Raw genomic sequence first — 16761 nt, 5'->3', positions numbered from 1 at the left:
ACTACCTCCTAGAAGTATTCTCATTCAAAATGCGATAAACGGTTTGTCGGGATATCCCATACTGCCTGGCGATTTGAGCTTTTGGTATACGCTGTTCATTTAGAGCTATTACAGCTTTTCGTATATTGCTTGGTATTGAGGGACGACCAATTGGGTTGTCTGAACTTGTTGAGCTAACCTTTTGACATTCAGAAAGGAGGTAATTTTCAAATTTGGCAAATGAATCAAATAAACTGAGGCTAACTACTGATGAGTCCGTTTCATTTTCCGATAACGTTATATTTTCAGCAACGAAGACAATAGAAGCACCTTGAGAAAGGATTTGCTGAGAGCGATGATGCAAATCACTTAAGCTTGTAGCTAGCAAACTAAAAGACTCAACATAAACACTATCCCCACGCTCTAAAAAGCAAATACACTCGCTGAGAGCCTCACTGTTAGAGCCAGGCTTGGCTTTTACCTCTTCGATAAAAACTTTATCTAGCTCGATAGGTACTAGTTTTGATTGAATAGAGTGAATTTGCTCCATCCTACTCACTAAACCAATCTTTCTTGACATCCCCCCCCCCCTCACCAATATGTAATATTAAACTTAGTATTTTTGTTACAAAGTGTCAAAAAACCATTTTGTTACACATTTTATATTTACCGAAAGCACAAAAAAGCGAGGTTCGTTATTACAAATCTCGCCCTTGTTTTTACATGTCTTGCTAACGGCTCAAAACACAGCGAATCTTGATGAGTATCATCTTCCTGAATGAAAGTTGCATAACTTCACTATTTAGCATAAAAGTTTGAACTCTACACAACTCAATAGCTTACAATAAAAAACAAATTTCATTTTAATGTAACTTATTAAGGGATTTATATGCCTTTCAGCGAAATGATGAATGACACAATAGATATTATCAAAGCAAATGGTGAGCCAACAATTAAAGGGATAAAAGCCAGCGTTCAAGAAAAAATGACCTTTATTCATCGCTCTGATATTTTAATTGAATCAGGAGATCTCATTCAAAGAAGAGCTAGTAATGGAAGTATCTCAAACTACAAGGTAATAGATCCTGGTTTTCACGAATCTTTTGGTAGTATCAAGGCTCATTACCAAATCAAGCACCAAAACCTAAGCATTCAAGAAGCAGAAAAAATGATTCAAAGTATCACTTATAATTTTGGGTCAATCTCAGCAGAACAAATGCAAGTTGGTAACGAAAACACCCAAAACACCACGATCAATATTCAACAGCTTGTTGAAAAGGTAGCCTCCAGTGATGATACTGAAGCAAAAAACAAGCTAAAGCAGTTACTTGAAAACAGCACTGTTGCTAGCGTATTAGGAGCTAGTGTTTCTGGCTTATTGAGCATGCTATAAAAAGTAAAATCCGCATCTCTAAGTTAAGGTGAAGAAAGCATTATGGGGTATTTATATCTTACAATTGCGATAATTGCAGAAGTGATTGGAACAAGTGCTCTAAAAGCATCAGAAGGGTTCACCCAAACATTACCTAGCATTGTGGCAATTATTGGTTACGGAGTTGCTTTTTATTTTCTATCACTAGTACTAAAAGCCATTCCTGTTGGAGTTGCTTACGCTATATGGTCTGGGCTTGGGGTCGTTCTCGTTGCAATCGTAGGAACTGTTGTATTCAATCAAAAGTTAGATTTAGCAGTCATCATTGGGATGCTCTTGATTATTGCTGGAGTATTTGTAATGAACATATTTTCAACATCAGTAAAACACTAACCTGAAATGTAGTAACTCATACTCGACCTTGCATATCCGTTGGCTAGTCACGACTAGATCATACAGTGGAAGTGTTGGTATCGTAGCTAACAAATAGACAGAAGCGAGTTACGCGAAATCTGATAAGCCGCCTATCTCAGATTAGCAAAAGTATCTTGAAACCTTAAACGCTTGTTATATTTCGGTGCTTAAGACTCTATTTGAGACATCTGCTTTCCTCAGGCATTATTAACCTATATTAACAACCAATTGTAAAAAGTAGTCATGGCATTTGCTGACATTTCTGTTCCTGATGTCCTAATAATCGTAATCGTGGGCTTAGTTCAAGTATTAAGCATCGGATTCTTGACTAAAGGATATTTACCTAAAAAAGGCGAGCTACGTGCTCTAAGTGAAGAACAGTCTTTTCTAAGAGAGCAGCTTGCTCAAAACACAGAAGTAGTTGAAACAATTCGAGATGAGCTAGCTCAAAAAACTTGGGCTAAGCAGCAGCTATGGGAACCCAAAAAAGAAGCATATGACCAAGTTTGGGCAAATATGCTTGATATGAAAGAGTTTGTATCAGAACGACTTTCGATAGATGAAACTTACTATGAAATCTTTCTCAACTACTGTGGATTTGCTGGTAGCTTTGATGCTCATACCCCTGAGGACATTATAAATAGCTTCTATGAAAATGCAGAGATCGAAATAGCGCAGCAAAAAGACTGGTTTAACAAAACGTATAACACTGAGCAATATATAAAAGAACAAGATGCGAAGAAAAGCACATACATCCTAAATATGAAAAAGTGCTTGAAGAATATAGAATTACAGTCGTTATATTTATCACCAGAAGTCAGTAGAGTAGCTGATTTTCTTAAGGAGTTGATTTCAAAGCATTTTAAAGATAATTCATATACTTGGCACGTTTATGAACAGGAAGGACTGACCGAATCTGAGTGGTATGAACACATCATTTCAGAGTACAAAAAATTACTAAAATCAATAGATTCTGAAATGGAACATTTACGAATACTGGTTGAAAAAGAGCTATATATTTCCAAGAATTAATGACACCCGACAGGGATGATCAAAGAAATACAAAGCCCTGTTAAGGTGTGAGCAACGCTACCACCAGACCTAAACCATCTCGCTGTAAACACAAAACTCAACCTTGAACTAAAGGGAATCACTCTTAAATGCTTTGTTATACGTTTTTTCGTTCCACAGCCAACCTTCCTTTAGCACTAGCCTCTTTTTGTAAGAAATGCACTAATTTTTGAAAGTCAGGGGTAGATTTTAAGCTTCTACTTATAAACAACACATTACTGTCACTCGATGAATAAATTTCTTTAACACCACTATCAGATAGATTGCCTACCACTAAACTAAACCTCAGGCCAGGTATATGAAACACAACATGTTGATAGCCATCATGACTTTTCACTGTTGGGAATGCCATAACTGGATAGGTAACATCCTGATTGTCTACATAAACAGCTAAAAACAAATCTAAAGAGCTATCTTTAGCAGTACCATTTAGCAAAAATTCTGAGAAGCAGTTCATATAGTTATGTCGAATAATGCCACTAGTTTTCGGCATGCCATAATGACTCCACTCTGTTACCGACATTCGCCAAGCAATACTAACGGCAAAATACATAAAGTGGCTTGCAGTTTTGACATTTGGGGGGAGAAACCAAGTCTCCTCATTATAGTTTGCGAATTTTTTAAATTTAGTGATTTTTGTAGCAAGCTTAAAACCGTTACGACGAGCAATAAGTGGGAGTACTGCATCTTCACCAAACTTAGAAAGTTTTGATTCGCAACTAGCACAAAGCAAGTGCTTTTTTGCTTGCTTAGATGTATATGCTGCGCTTTTATCTCGACCCGAGACCCACACCATATTTTGCCCATCACTCGGAAATCCTTGGCTTATCACGCGATAGATAGACTTAGGCATGAAATGGCTATCTAATAGCCTGCCTTTTTTCCGACATAAGGAGCAAGTCCCATTCATGATAACTCCTAAAACGTATAACGCCGCGTTAAGTGGTGAGCAACGCAGACCACCACACCGAAACCATTGTTCCGTAAGTACTAAAGCTAAATAAAACCGAGAATGCCGAGCGTTGGGAATCCGTCTTAAACGCTTTGTTAGCCATCATTTCGCTTTATCTTTGCAACGCTGTCACGCGCATTCGTTAACTTTAATATTTCCAAAGAAAAAACCATGTTAAGGAGAAAGCGCCCTGACCTTAGGGTATTGCATGTGTCCTCTTGAGGTATGTTATGGTGCTTATTAGTAGCTTGTACTGCGTCGATATATAGATTTTTAAGTTCAGGGTTATGTGCAAACATAGCTTCTAGCTGATCCCTAATCGGTCCATCATCGAGACTTAAGGGAGTTGAGCTATGGGCAAATACATTTCTCAGCTTTCGAAATGTATTGAACATTAACTGCTGTTTGCTCGTAATTAGTCCCAACCTATACGAAATTTCTATTTTTGAAGAGAAAGTTCCTAGCGAACCATTATGCTCAAAAATAGGGTCTCTTTTCTTATCGCTATCAACTAGCTTTTCTTTTATTAGGTTTTCTAGTGCTACATCAATCATGGAAGCCGCAATAAGCACTGCACCACGATCGCTTTCACCTTTTAATATATCTACAACTTGACCATAATCTTTCATTAAAACTCCATAATTGACACACTGATAGCTAACGCCGCGTTAAGGGGGACAGGCACGTACTACAAAAGCTACCGCATAGCAACTTAATCACTGAACCCAACGCAAACTGAAAATGTCACGCGTGCCAAATCCCTCTTAAACGCTTTGTTATGCTTGTACTCAAGTTAGCTAATGAACTTATAAAACCTTTCAAGAATGTAAGCTCTCAACTCTTGCTCACGATCTGGAAAAGCTCCTCGGGCAAGGTAAAACTTGTTTGTGTTGGAGAGCTGATCATACACCGCTTCATCAATATCAAGAGCATTTCCTATACGACCAAACAAAGCCGACATAGCACAGTCCATAGATGTTTTTGAGAAAGAATCATTCGGTGTCAGAAATTTTTCTAATGCGCCTAAGTCATCGGATTCATGTAGGTAATTCCCAGCCAATGATAAATCTACTTTTTTCATATCATGTCCTTTTTATTGAAAATCAATGAAAACCAGCCACTTTTTCTTCGCAAAAAGCATAACGCCATGTGAAGGTGTGAGCAACGCAATACCGATGCCGCCACATACCACCTTAAACACTAAAATCAACGCATAGTAAAAATGCCACGCGTTGCGAATCACTATTAAACAGTTTGTTAGTTGCGTTCTAAATTTTGTAATCAGAAACTTCTAAGTTCCAAGTCCCTTCCTTACGGCGTACCAATTGAACATTTACACCACTTGATTTCCAAGCTTTTCGGATATTATGGTAATCATCTTCGTTCATACCCAAACGGGTAACATTGCTGTAGGTAGAGCAACCTAAATATGCTTCAACTATTGATTCTTTGGGAATTGATAAGCAATACAATGGACGCCCCAGAATTATTACTTGGTTCCATTTTCCTGCTTCATTTTCAAACTTACAAGCTGAGTAACGAGATCTCTGAGAGCCATTAATATTTTTTACAACTCTCACCTCCTCTTCGTATCCCCATGTTAGATCTTTCAAGAGAAATGCGTTTTTAAACAGATCGTAATTATGATGTCTGAAACACTTATATTCTGTACCTATAGACATTAGTGACTCGGCGCTTGAAGTCGGGAGTATATTTTGTGGCATGGTTGATGTGTAAACTATCTCACCATATTGGGCAGGAATTACACATGAGTTTTCATCCAGCAAGTTAGCCTTTTTCATATCAATGCCAATGACGACACCTCTGTGGTCATCACCATAATGTGACCACATAAGAGGATTTAGCGGGTTGCGCGTAAGAGACAACACCCCATAATTATGACTTAGGCGATTGCGGTGCGGATTTTTCTGTAGCTTACTACTCAATGTATCTGATTCTTTAAAACAGATAGCTGTACCTTCAAACGGATCATTAAGGTCTTCTAAACAAGAAAAGCCTATTGAGCTATTCTTCATTACCTTCGAAGCAGCCTGAAATGACATATATTTATAAAGAATCATGATTAACCTATTTCCTCGAAGCAACTAACGCCTTGTTAAGGTGAAGCACGCAATACCGAAGCCTATGCATACCACCTTAAACACTAAAACCAACGCATAGTAAAAATGCCACGCGTGCCGAATCACTCTTGAACAATTTTTTAGCTGTCTTGATCCGCAAAGATTTTCAGTAGATGCCTATTCGCTTCCGTACCAATCCCATGCTCAACGGCTGCACGCATTAAAACTCGATATAGTCTTTCAGTGTAGGGCAACATTTTGTCGTACCAATCGACCATTAGATACATTTTGTGGGCATTGATATAATCTGTGATTTGAGACTTTATGTTTTCTGGCACATTTATCATCAGAGAGTTATATGCAACTACAACCTCCTCAATGTTCATATAGATCGCTTGAACTCTAAGGTATGACTGATATGTAAAGTCATTTCTAATATTTGATAACTCAAACTTAAGAGCGTTTGGGTCACTAGAGTTGATGATAAAATAGTCCATTGCATCAGCAAGGTCTAACATCGTTTTTCCATTGTATAACGTACCATTTTCTTTACTAAAAGTTTCCAACTCTTTAATAACAAGATTTCGTCTTTGGCAAACATATTCAGAAATGTTTTCAAGCTTAACTTCAAGGAACTCTAGTGTTTGAAAAACTTGGCTTGATTTTAAGGATTGTGCTTGGCTCTCACTTGCGGCTCGCATATCTTTAATTTCGTTGTACTGAAGGTTCAAATCTCGATTTTGGAGTAACACTGTTACGATAAGCCACAAAAAAGCAAGCACGCCTGATAAACCTGCGACAGAGTCTCCTATTTCGTTGATGTCCTTCGATAAAAGGTCCTTCGAACTTGCTAACACTAAAAAGCCTAAAATTAAAAATATGGAGAAGTAGCTTGGATACAATATTAACGGTTTGGTCTCTCGATTTAACCTTATAAACTTTAAGTACTGCCATTTAACCGTTCTTTTAGGGTTTCTTTGTATTCTATTTATAACTTTCAAATTAACTCCATACATTTAAGACTGCTAACGTCCAGTTAAGGGGGAAGCACGCAATGACCAAGCCTCAGCATGGCACTTCAACACCAAAATCAAACGCATACCAAAAATACCACGCGTGCTGAATCCCTCTTGAACTGTTTGTTATATTTACGATTTCTCATAAGCTAAATTTAGATCTTCGAAGAATATTCTGCGGTTTTCCAATATATCTTCGCGCCATAGCTTAACTTCTTCTAAAGGCTTTCCATGGTCGCCAATGTATACCTCTGCGTAAAAGCTAGATACCGCTTCCCCAAAGGCTCGAAGTGTTCGCTGACTTTCAGATAACCCTAGCAACAACAATTTTGATTCAGCACTGTTTAGATTTTTGTAGGAGCGATAAAGGCTAGCTCTAGCTTCACTTAATTCCTTTAGGAACTCATCGCCCAGTTTAGAGCCACTATTTTTTCTGCGTGTAAAATCAACGATCCTCGCCCAATACACCATTGCATCATGAGAAAAAACTTCTACTTGTTCTGCAACCGACTCTAAACTTTCCATTTTACGAGTTCTTCGCTGCTTTTCATCGTCATTTCTGTGTTGGAGTTGTGTGACCTTCCACGTTGTGACACCACTAATTAACGCACCTAGCCCTATTTTTACAGTTGTATCTAAAATTTCTAAGTATGTAATTGCCACTGAAACTCCTTGTAAATATAACCCCGCATTAAGGTGTGAACAACGCGACCACGAAACTTGGCCATACCACCGTAAACATTGAACTCAACGATAGAATGAAAAATACAAAGCGTAGAGAATCACTCTTAAATGCTTTGTTAAGTGGCTTTTTTCACGTTAGCTAATACTTCTGGTTTTTTAAGCTCTTTTGTCAAAAATGTAACCCATTGTTTTGTATATAAATAACCATCAAAACCCTCAATAAATGAAGCATATTCACCTTTAAAAGCTGGTGCATTGTCTCTAGGACGAGCCTCAAAGAATTTCCAGCACTTCGTATGTAGTGACATGTTAAAAAATGGAATTTTTTCACGAACAAGAGCCATAACTTTTGAGGGTTTCAGTTTGTAAGGGTTTTCAATGCCCTTGATGAAAGCGACCCCTTGTTCGTAATTTTGTAACTCTTCTTCGGATAGCTTGCTTACATTAATAAACTCAACAGCGATATCAGAGGATTTGGCGTGATTACCTAGCTTTGGAACCAACATGGCACGAATACGATACTGCTGACTTTCAACAATATTGTCTTCTAAATCTGCACGATACGTTTCCATGTAATGACGAACAACTTTGTAGTTTTCTTTTTGAAGTTGCTTCATTGCATCAATTTGAGCCTGTTCCGATACACGGCTTAGTTGCATGGCAATAGCTAGGTTTGTACTAAGAGCATGAGAATCACCAAACTCTTCTGCAAGTAAATTTTCAAAGTTGATCAAGGCTGCTTGACACTCACCAGCAACAGCAAGGTCTATTGCAGGAAGGCTTCTATGCTCAATTTTGTTTCTAAGTCCGATTAAGAACTGTAAATTGAATTTTTCAGGACGTTCTTCACCGTTCCAATATTTATTGCAGCACTCCATTAACTCCCATGCTTTCTCTTCTCCATCAATGATGACTGGTTTTCCATCTTTATGATGGAAATAATTAACGCCTTTCTTTTCAAAGATCGCATGGAATAATGCTGTATATGCAATAACAATATTTACGATATAACCGTAGGTTTTAAATTCTGTATAAGGATTGTTATATGTAGAAACAGCTAGTAAGGCAAATTCTCTGGCTTTATGAAGCAACATGCCTTTTGCTGATTGATCAGCAACTTGCTGTAATTTTTGACTATGAACAGCTCTAAACTCTTCTTTACTTAGAAACTTGATACCAGTAGTTAAATAGTGTGAGCCGTCCTTTTGTACATATTGGTGCCAACGTTTAGATGGATATGTCCCACATGTCTGTTTTTTCCAACCCGTAACCTTAGCCAGTTCATCGATTGTAAATGACTCACCCTCAGTTTCTTTTGCGGAAAGAAATGCATAAGCCAAATCAACTTTATCATACCTACTCAATTTTATTCCTCCTGACTTACTTGAGCCACTTAACGCTCTGTTAAGGGGGGAGCAAAGCATTACCGAAGCGGCCGCATACCAACTTAAACACTAAAGTCAACACATAGCAAAAATGCCACGCGTTGCGAATCCATCTTGAACAGTTTGTTATAACGATTTATCCGCAACACTTTTTATTCTTTTTCCCAGAACCACAATAACATCGATCATTTTTACCAGTGTGTTTTTTGGCTAGGTTTAAAATGGCTGGATAAAGCAAAGATGCCCGCATGTGAAACTGCTGTAAGTCATAGGCAGCTACAATACCTTTACTATGCAACCTCAATTGATCCTGTTCAACTTCAATACCAATGTAGTTTGTTAAAGACTGGTCGTCGATCAAAGCTACAAACCTAGTTGGAAGAAAGTTGTCATTAATCATATTTTCCACTGAATTATCTGGTGCAAACTTTAATAAGCCTGACCGATATTCATTTGGCGTAACGCAGATTAATGAGTTGTCAGGTAACTTAACAACAGCATGAGCGGTCATTTTAATTGCTATATTGCCCAAGCAAGAAAAAATCCATCCCAGTTGTACGCAACCGCCATGCTTTTCGATATAAGAATTAACGTTGTTTAAACAATTTTTTGGCAAAGCATCTACATCGGGACTCACTGGAATCTTTACTAAGTCTTTCACCCTTAGCTTCTTTAGCAAATCACTACTTAAATCTGGCAAATCAAAATACTGCAAACTAATACTCCTAGCTCAACAATCGCTATAACGCCTTGTTCAGGTGTGAGGCACGCAATGCCAATGCTTCCGCATAACACCCTAACCACTAAAACCAACGCATAGTAAAAATGCCACGCGTGCCGAATCACTCTTGAACAATTTGTTATGCGGTGGGTAACTTGTCAAAACCCAACTTAACAGCTGCAACACATAACACTAGGTAAATCAACATAAAATAGACCGCTAATATTGCTACTTTCCAACGACTTATTGGCAATTCTTTAAACGTATTGATTGCCTCTCGACCAGAAAAAAACATATAACCCACGGCACCGACGCTAAGTAAAATCATGAGGAAATATATCCCAAATTCACTTGTTTCAGGTTTATCAAGACCATTTCCAAGTAATGCTGCACCAACAAGCATCGCAACAGGAGAAACCAGACGTTTAATTGCCTGATCAATTGAATCCAAAATCTGCTTTACGTGTTCCATTGATGATCCTTACCCCTCAAACCGCATAACGCCCCGTTAAGGGATTAGCAACGCAATACAAAAGCCGCCGCATACCGCCTTAACCACTAAATTCAACGCATAGTAAAAATGCCACGCATTGCGAATCCCTCTTGAACAGTTTGTTATGCAAATTGCTCACGTATCCCATGTAGCCCTAGAAACTTAAAACGAAATGCGTGCTCATGTTTGAGAACTATATTTAAGTCATCCACTGAATATAAGTATCGGTCTGCTGTAGTCGAACCATCCCATGAAGTAATGAACATCTCTGTTGAAAAGTCCAAAGATATACCCCACCATTCAATCACGAATTTATTTAGGAAACCGACTAGATACTGTAAAGCTAACAAAGCATGAGAGCTTGTATATAAATCAACACCATCGAGTGAACAAGGATGGGCATCGCTTTCAATCGCAACGTGCTTATAACTAATTTTGTCGTTAAAAGCTTCTGACTTTACTTTTTTACTTATCGATTTTACTTTGGGATGTACATGGTCATTTCGAAGTTTGACCAATGACCTAATTTGTTGGACATGTTTATCTCCTTTCTTGAGACTTTCACCGTTGTGCCATTGCAGGACGAAGTCAAACTTGTCGATAGTCGAAAATCTGTCGATCTTGTCTTTCATCGGTTCAGTTAATTCAAGAGACTCAAGGCATGAGTTTGCCGCAGCTTCCAGAGCATAGTTGACTGAGAGAATACTCGTTTTAGCGAGCCTAGAAGACAAGTCACTACTATCAGCATTCAACGACAGATCATACAAAGATACTGCATCTGCAAATATCGAGAAAAAGTGGTTTTGATTAATTTCAACTTCACGAATCATAGTAATCCCATTTGCATAACGCCGCATTAAGTGGTGAGCAACGCAGCCCACAGCACTTAAAGCATTGTGCCGTAAACACTAAATTCGAAGCAAACCAAAAATGCCAAGCGTTGTGAAACCGTCTTAAATGCTTTGTTATATCTAATTGAAAGGCGAGAGTTCGGGGTCAATACACTCCTTTCGGCTGTAAGCCCCGAAAAAGGTTGAGACGTATCTCTCCTGCTACCACGCAAAAAATAGTAGACGTGTCGAATAGCTAGGTACTATTTACAACCAGTCTGAAAGGTATTTTCAAAATGAGAAGTTCTACTTAGTGATGTTTGATGATATCGAGCCTAGCGATTGGAAAAATGCGATTGCTACTTCTTTATTGTTGACTGGGATTTCAACAAAAAACAACAAAAGTAACGCACTCATTACGAAACCAAAAGTAAGGCAAATCATCAGTAGAGTATTATCTTCTGACATTTTACCTCTCAACCACCCTTTAGGGTGAATGTTTGCAGTATTAAAGAACACCTTTACGGGCATCTACGGCTACCCGCAAACATTATGAAGCTATCTGAATATTGATAACTAGGCAACTGTTACCTTTCTGAAGAGTTCAACAATGTGACCTTAGATATAACGTTTTATGTACGGCTTTTAGCCGTCTTTCATATTCTTATAAGGCAACCTTTTTAATATTACTTTAACTCGTAAACAATATGTTAACGAAAGTTAACAGAGATTAGATTACATGATGCCTTATAATTTCAGAAAAATGCTATTACCCAAATTCCTTTCGGATAGCTTTTGATCAGGGAAATTACTAGGTTCGAAGCAAGCGAGAGGGATACCTTCTCAATTGCCAGTACGGAGAGGGGCAGAACCGATTTAGGGCAACCTGTCGGCTCTTGTCGCATCGAGGTAACAGACTCTATCCGAATAGCAGCTTGTTTTCGATTTCTTATGTAAAATAACCGATCATAGAAAACACTAGCTTTAAAGCATTGTGCATATCTTCCGTTAATTTCGCGCGATGCTAGTTAGCGCCTTTTTGGCAAGAGGACTGGCGTTGACACTGATGCATTAAGTAAGCTATTGAATATATTATTTTATTTAGGTGCTCTATCTACTTTGATCATTTCTTCAATCTGGTTTGGATCCTCAGAAGGTAGAAGATCGTATATTGAGCAGTCTAAGTGGGCAGCCAATATGTAAACTTTTTCCAATGTTATTCTCTGTTCGCTCCGTTCCAGTATGCCGACTAACTTCTTGTTAAAACCGCACTCTAAACTAAGTTTCTCTTGGGAAATATTTTTTATGACTCTTTGGGTATGCAGCTTTTTTGCAAACTCGCGAACTATCTTATTCATTTTTATGGTTTTTAATATTTAGATGCTTCGAGATGAAGTTACTTTTAGATTTCCCCTTTTTCCTACGTTGATCTTTTCATTTCAACCCATTATATTGGGTATACGATAATCTACTTAGGCATCCCTAATGACTGTACGATTAAGAGAACCCTTCTTTAGCATATACAACTGCCTAGAGAGTGATGAGAAGATCACGCTCAACGACTTCGTTTCACGTATGAAGCAAATCGATATAGGTTACGAAAAGTTTGATGAAAAAGAGTTGAGAAAAATTGCTTACCGACAAATATGTCGATTGAAAGAAGAGGGACTATTTATACAGTTATCCCCGAAGTGGGATCAAAACCCCGAATTTGTGAAAATATTGAATCAAAAAATTTCCATTGTACCAATGTCAGGGTGTCGTATTAGCCCTTCTATTCCTGGAAATTACAATGTAGACGAGTTCTCGGAGGTGCTTGAACATGTACAAGCTCAGATTGACTCTGTACAGACTAAAAAAACAGAGCTAGCAGGAGAAGCCGAAGCATATAGAGAATTAAGTGAAAGCTTTCCAAAAATTAAAAATGTCATCGCAGAACGAACACGAACTGTCAACTTTGAGACGGCGAAATTAAATGGAATGCTGAATGCCCTTATGCTAACAATCGACACTCTACGTTCAGAATCGAATAGGGTGTAACTTCAGAGTGTTATTTTTGCCTCTTAACTGAAAATGGCTATACCAAAACAATGGTAAATGTAAAAGTTGATGATTAATAGCACAACTATAGAGGTAATATATTAGCTCTAAGTCGCTTGTTACTGAAGAAAATAAAAATTAAATGAGGCGAGTAACAGCATGTGTCTACATTTAGTAACTCATACTAACTCTTACACATCTGCTGGTTGGTCACAACTAGGTCGTAGATTAGATCTCAAAGCCCAAATGATGGCTATAAAAAATGCCATTACCTTCTACAAAAACATAACCCAATCAGCGTAGTTCAGGAGTTAATTTGCACAACTCTATACTTTATGCATATGCAACAAACAACAAGCTCGTGGGACAGTTTATCCAACAGTCGAAGACTAACTGGTCATTTTCATATTCTGATGAATGGTTAGCATACGATTCTAATTTCCCGATCTCGTTAAGTCTGCCACTAAGAAAGGGAGAGGTTTCATCATTTAATGCATTGAACTTTATGCATAATCTTCTGCCTGATTTAATGGAAGAACGATTAAGCCTTGCTCACTCGGTAGGTTTGCAATCCATAGATGCATTCACCTTACTCTCCAAAATTGGTCACGATTGCACTGGCGGCGTTTCATTTACAGGGAGCAAGGAACCTCCAAATATTGGATGGCAATATCGAGAGATATCAAGAAGTGAATTAGATCAACTCGTTACACTACGTAAATCATTTCTCTCTTTCTTTGGAGATTATCGACCTTGTATTTCGGGGACACAGCAAAAAACAACTTTAACTAAGTTGAACGGTAAATGGTACGTACCTCAAGGGAAATCACTGAGTAGCCACATTATTAAATATTCAATGGATACGATTGTACAAAGTAACTCGGTACTAGATATGAGCAGAAGCATTGAGAATGAATTCATTTGTACCCAAATAGCCAAGGAACTTGGTTTTAACGTTCCCAATATAGAGATAATAGCGACTGAATCAGGAGCTAAAGCTCTTGCTGTGGAACGGTTCGACCGATGTTTTGGTGACGGAGTCGTGTCTCGTAGACACCAAGAAGATTTCTGCCAAATTTTAGGTGTGCCTGAACATAAAAAATATCAATCGGAGAGTAATCTAGGAGTATCCAAAATTGTTGATGTTTTGAGTCTCTCGGCGGAAAGAAAGGCGAACAATCATGACTTTTTTAAGTTCATGGTTTTGCAATGTCTTCTTGGTGCCACTGACGGTCATCTCAAGAACTTTTCTGTGCATATTGATTCAAATAGACGCTATCAACTCACGCCATTTTACGATTTGCTATCGGCTTACCCTGCTGTCGGCACTAGAGGCTTAAATAAGCGAAAGCTAAAGTTATCGATGGGAATGAAAGCATCCAAGGGATATAAATACCATATCAACAAAATTTTCTTACGGCATATAGAGCAGACAGCTAATCAGTTTGGTATCAGCAATGCGAACTGCCGTGAAATCATCTCTGCCTTTCTCGCTCAATTCATTAACGCACTTAGCTCTATAGACAAACGATTTCCTGGAAAGGAGTTTTCGCTAGTAAAGGACGCAATATTTCAACATGCCACTGAAATCGCCGAAAAGTTAAACAGAACAATTAAGTAAACATCTTGGCTAACAATTGTTGCACGTTTTATAAACATACGCATTAACAATGAGGGAAAGATGGCTGAAACCACAACCAATGGAAGTAATACGACTCTTGATTTGAGGCAAGGCAGTCTTTCGCTCTGTTAAGTGTCGATAAGAACGATATTGTAACGATAAAATTTGGCGATGAAGTAACGGTTTTATGAATGACAAATACCCAGTTATCACGACAGGTTTATTGAAGGTGATTACGTCAATAAAAACGGGAGTAGTTGGCAATGAAAGGTGGGGATGGTATGAAAACAAAAACGGCACTCTATAGGAAGAGCTTACTAGTAAACGTATCATTTGTATTGCCGAAGGAAAAAGTGACACATGAAGAGTCTTAATCTCTTTTTTATTTGAGTCACTAACTGAACTTTCACAATTGTTGTCTAATGAAAATATGAAAGTACTGAAATGGAGCTAATGCAGACTAGCACTGCTGATGTGTAATAATGTGATGTGCAGTAACTCATACTCAATCTTACACATCCGATGCTTAATCACGACAGTGATAGTACAGTCAGCTTGCGGGTATCATAGCTCACAATTGGACAAAAGTGAACTAGACCTATTGCTCTGACTCGTTCTGTCAGATTAGGAAAAGTAGGTTGATTCCTTGATCATTTGTTAGGAAAAAATCCCACCAATTTTTAAAGATAACGTAGTAATTGCAACTAAAGTAGAAAGTATTGAGATCATAACAGGAACAAAAAATTTTTTATTCTCGGCTCTTAATGACGCAAGCACACTAACCATAAGTGGGTAATTAACACAATACTTATCTTCACCTATTTTCAATACAAAGAAATTCACATTTGACCCATCGGAACGCTTATAACCATATTTCTCATCCATGTGATAATAAAGCCTTCCAAATACAATATCAGCCTCAGTTTTCAGATCAGAAGAGATATCTTCAATATTGAGAGGAACAAATATTTTTGCTTTACGAATAGATTTATCGTTTTTGTATGATAAATAGTCATTTTTATATTTTTTATATATTAATTCTAATATTTCTTTATCAGTAGGAATATTCATACATTTCCTCTTTTCCCTAACTCCCTGTTAAAGGTTGAGCAACGCAATGCTAAAGCCGCCGCACACCACCTTAATCACTTAAACCAACGCATAGTAAAAATGCCACGCGCTGCGAATCCCTCTCGAACCGTTGGTTAAGGTCACTTTTCCACGTATTGCTTAGACTCTTCACAAATCCAGCTATAGTGTTCTGGATTACTACTATAGCGGTAGTTATCGAGATAAAACTTTAACCTTTCAACTTTACCTAACTTATCCCTGTCAATGGCTGAAATAACTAAACCTCTTGAGATATTGTACTGTTTTTCATCTAACTTCTTAACATGAGATAGCGTTTGTGAAACTACGCCAAATGACTCAATCATCCGAGAGTTGTTTCTGTAAAACTCCGAACATGATAAGTACACATTTTCACCTCTCAAATAGGATTGATATGCTTGATCTTCTACTTCCGTGAGATGCTTTTCATTTGCGAGGGAGCTAATTAAATTATCTAACGATATTTTATGCTCGGATATTACTCTATCCAGCTTTGACTGCTTGCTTGACTCAATCACCTGCAAACCTAGAAACAGTATTGAAACAAGAGTAAATATAGGAGTTAGAATCCCACTGATATACGTACCAAAATTCGCAAAGTCTTGTGTTGTTGCATATTGATATAAATCATGAAATTTGAAAAAGTACGGAGCAATAGTAAGAATCACCGCTATCAGTAAAATGACTATCAACGTTCTAAGATGTTTCATTTATTCTCCTGACCTTTAACAGTGTCTTTTTAACAGACATTGTCTTCATAAAATACAGACGTCATAGCAGCAACATGCTGTTCTATAGGTCTTATTCTTCCTTCCACTCAAAAATTGCTGAACATGTCTGTATAATTATAAGTGTTCAACTAGACTCATAATCTGCCATTAGGATAAATAGGTCAATAACTGACTTAGGAAAGTGGTCAGGAATCTTGAGCTAAGCAGTTTTGGGGCATAAATGCTTCAGCCAGACTCGCAGTATCAAAACTCTACAATAGC

The 16761-nt window shown here is 37.9% G+C and carries 19 protein-coding genes and 2 pseudogenes; 6 read left to right on the top strand and 15 right to left on the bottom strand.

Going from position 1 to position 16761, the window contains the following annotated elements:
* Position 1: 1 nt before the first annotated feature.
* Positions 2–559, bottom strand: coding sequence for a helix-turn-helix domain-containing protein (locus OO778_RS03515; RefSeq protein WP_065274799.1), 558 nt, complete (start codon positions 557–559; stop codon positions 2–4).
* Positions 560–868: 309 nt separating this feature from the next.
* Here OO778_RS03515 and OO778_RS03510 point away from each other — a divergent pair, with 309 nt between their 5' ends.
* The 3 genes from OO778_RS03510 to OO778_RS03500 all read left to right on the top strand — a co-directional run bounded on the left by OO778_RS03510 (position 869) and on the right by OO778_RS03500 (position 2797).
* Positions 869–1372: a hypothetical protein gene (locus tag OO778_RS03510; RefSeq protein ID WP_065274800.1), complete on the top strand. Its 504-nt coding sequence runs from the start codon at positions 869–871 to the stop codon at positions 1370–1372.
* A gap of 42 nt (positions 1373–1414) precedes the next feature.
* Positions 1415–1744 (top strand): SMR family transporter, encoded by a 330-nt coding sequence (locus tag OO778_RS03505; protein ID WP_065274801.1) that lies wholly within the window; start codon positions 1415–1417, stop codon positions 1742–1744.
* A gap of 264 nt (positions 1745–2008) precedes the next feature.
* Positions 2009–2797, top strand: coding sequence for a hypothetical protein (locus OO778_RS03500; protein WP_065274802.1), 789 nt, complete (start codon positions 2009–2011; stop codon positions 2795–2797).
* A 136-nt stretch (positions 2798–2933) separates the two neighbouring features.
* On the opposite strand, the gene OO778_RS03495 is transcribed toward OO778_RS03500, so the two are convergent.
* From OO778_RS03495 to OO778_RS03420, 12 genes and pseudogenes are all read right to left on the bottom strand, one after another.
* Positions 2934–3746 (bottom strand): hypothetical protein, encoded by an 813-nt coding sequence (locus OO778_RS03495; protein ID WP_065274803.1) that lies wholly within the window; start codon positions 3744–3746, stop codon positions 2934–2936.
* A 137-nt stretch (positions 3747–3883) separates the two neighbouring features.
* Positions 3884–4417 carry a DUF4145 domain-containing protein gene (locus OO778_RS03490; RefSeq protein WP_065274804.1) on the bottom strand — a complete coding sequence of 178 codons (534 nt, stop codon included), beginning with the start codon at positions 4415–4417 and terminating at the stop codon, positions 3884–3886.
* A 164-nt stretch (positions 4418–4581) separates the two neighbouring features.
* The gene (locus OO778_RS03485) at positions 4582–4869 is read right to left on the bottom strand and encodes a hypothetical protein (protein WP_140371615.1); all 288 of its coding nucleotides are present in this window, start codon (positions 4867–4869) and stop codon (positions 4582–4584) included.
* A gap of 187 nt (positions 4870–5056) precedes the next feature.
* Positions 5057–5869, bottom strand: a complete 813-nt coding sequence (locus OO778_RS03475; RefSeq protein ID WP_258470352.1) for a DUF2971 domain-containing protein — start codon at positions 5867–5869, stop codon at positions 5057–5059.
* 24 nt (positions 5870–5893) lie between these two features.
* Positions 5894–6029, bottom strand: a pseudogene (locus OO778_RS03470) (DUF3265 domain-containing protein).
* The gene (locus tag OO778_RS03465; protein WP_258470353.1) at positions 6010–6870 is read right to left on the bottom strand and encodes a hypothetical protein; all 861 of its coding nucleotides are present in this window, start codon (positions 6868–6870) and stop codon (positions 6010–6012) included. Before OO778_RS03465 ends, OO778_RS03470 begins: the two are co-directional and overlap by 20 nt.
* A 147-nt stretch (positions 6871–7017) precedes the next feature.
* Positions 7018–7548, bottom strand: a complete 531-nt coding sequence (locus OO778_RS03460; protein ID WP_065274805.1) for a hypothetical protein — start codon at positions 7546–7548, stop codon at positions 7018–7020.
* Positions 7549–7685: 137 nt separating this feature from the next.
* Positions 7686–8933 carry a DUF3644 domain-containing protein gene (locus OO778_RS03455; RefSeq protein ID WP_065274806.1) on the bottom strand — a complete coding sequence of 416 codons (1248 nt, stop codon included), beginning with the start codon at positions 8931–8933 and terminating at the stop codon, positions 7686–7688.
* Between the two features lie 157 nt (positions 8934–9090).
* Positions 9091–9669: a hypothetical protein gene (locus OO778_RS03445; RefSeq protein WP_065274807.1), complete on the bottom strand. Its 579-nt coding sequence runs from the start codon at positions 9667–9669 to the stop codon at positions 9091–9093.
* Between the two features lie 145 nt (positions 9670–9814).
* Complete coding sequence (locus OO778_RS03435) at positions 9815–10147, bottom strand: hypothetical protein (protein WP_065274808.1); 333 nt, start codon at positions 10145–10147, stop codon at positions 9815–9817.
* A 143-nt stretch (positions 10148–10290) separates the two neighbouring features.
* Positions 10291–10998 (bottom strand): hypothetical protein, encoded by a 708-nt coding sequence (locus tag OO778_RS03425; RefSeq protein WP_065274809.1) that lies wholly within the window; start codon positions 10996–10998, stop codon positions 10291–10293.
* A 306-nt stretch (positions 10999–11304) separates the two neighbouring features.
* Complete coding sequence (locus tag OO778_RS03420) at positions 11305–11466, bottom strand: hypothetical protein (protein ID WP_154215390.1); 162 nt, start codon at positions 11464–11466, stop codon at positions 11305–11307.
* A 1017-nt stretch (positions 11467–12483) separates the two neighbouring features.
* On the opposite strand from OO778_RS03420, the gene OO778_RS03410 reads away from it, so the two are divergent.
* The 3 genes and pseudogenes from OO778_RS03410 (at position 12484) to OO778_RS03400 (ending at position 14966) form a co-directional block, all read left to right on the top strand.
* Positions 12484–13038, top strand: coding sequence for a hypothetical protein (locus OO778_RS03410; protein ID WP_065274811.1), 555 nt, complete (start codon positions 12484–12486; stop codon positions 13036–13038).
* 316 nt (positions 13039–13354) lie between these two features.
* On the top strand, positions 13355–14659 hold the full coding sequence (locus OO778_RS03405; protein WP_065274812.1) for a HipA domain-containing protein: 1305 nt from the start codon (positions 13355–13357) through the stop codon (positions 14657–14659).
* A 60-nt stretch (positions 14660–14719) separates the two neighbouring features.
* Positions 14720–14966, top strand: a pseudogene (locus OO778_RS03400) (hypothetical protein).
* Positions 14967–15316: 350 nt separating this feature from the next.
* Here OO778_RS03400 and OO778_RS03395 read toward each other — a convergent pair.
* Together OO778_RS03395 and OO778_RS03390 are read right to left on the bottom strand one after the other, a co-directional pair.
* A complete protein-coding gene (locus OO778_RS03395; protein WP_065274813.1) occupies positions 15317–15730 on the bottom strand; it encodes a hypothetical protein in 414 nt (137 codons plus the stop codon).
* 140 nt (positions 15731–15870) lie between these two features.
* Positions 15871–16479 carry a hypothetical protein gene (locus tag OO778_RS03390; RefSeq protein WP_025767087.1) on the bottom strand — a complete coding sequence of 203 codons (609 nt, stop codon included), beginning with the start codon at positions 16477–16479 and terminating at the stop codon, positions 15871–15873.
* Positions 16480–16761: the final 282 nt, after the last annotated feature.

It is taken from the genome of Vibrio sp. STUT-A16 (assembly GCF_026000495.1).
Lineage (GTDB): Bacteria > Pseudomonadota > Gammaproteobacteria > Enterobacterales > Vibrionaceae > Vibrio > Vibrio diabolicus.
The sequence above is the reverse complement of the archived record's forward strand: the minus strand, read 5'-3'. Positions and strand labels throughout refer to the sequence as shown.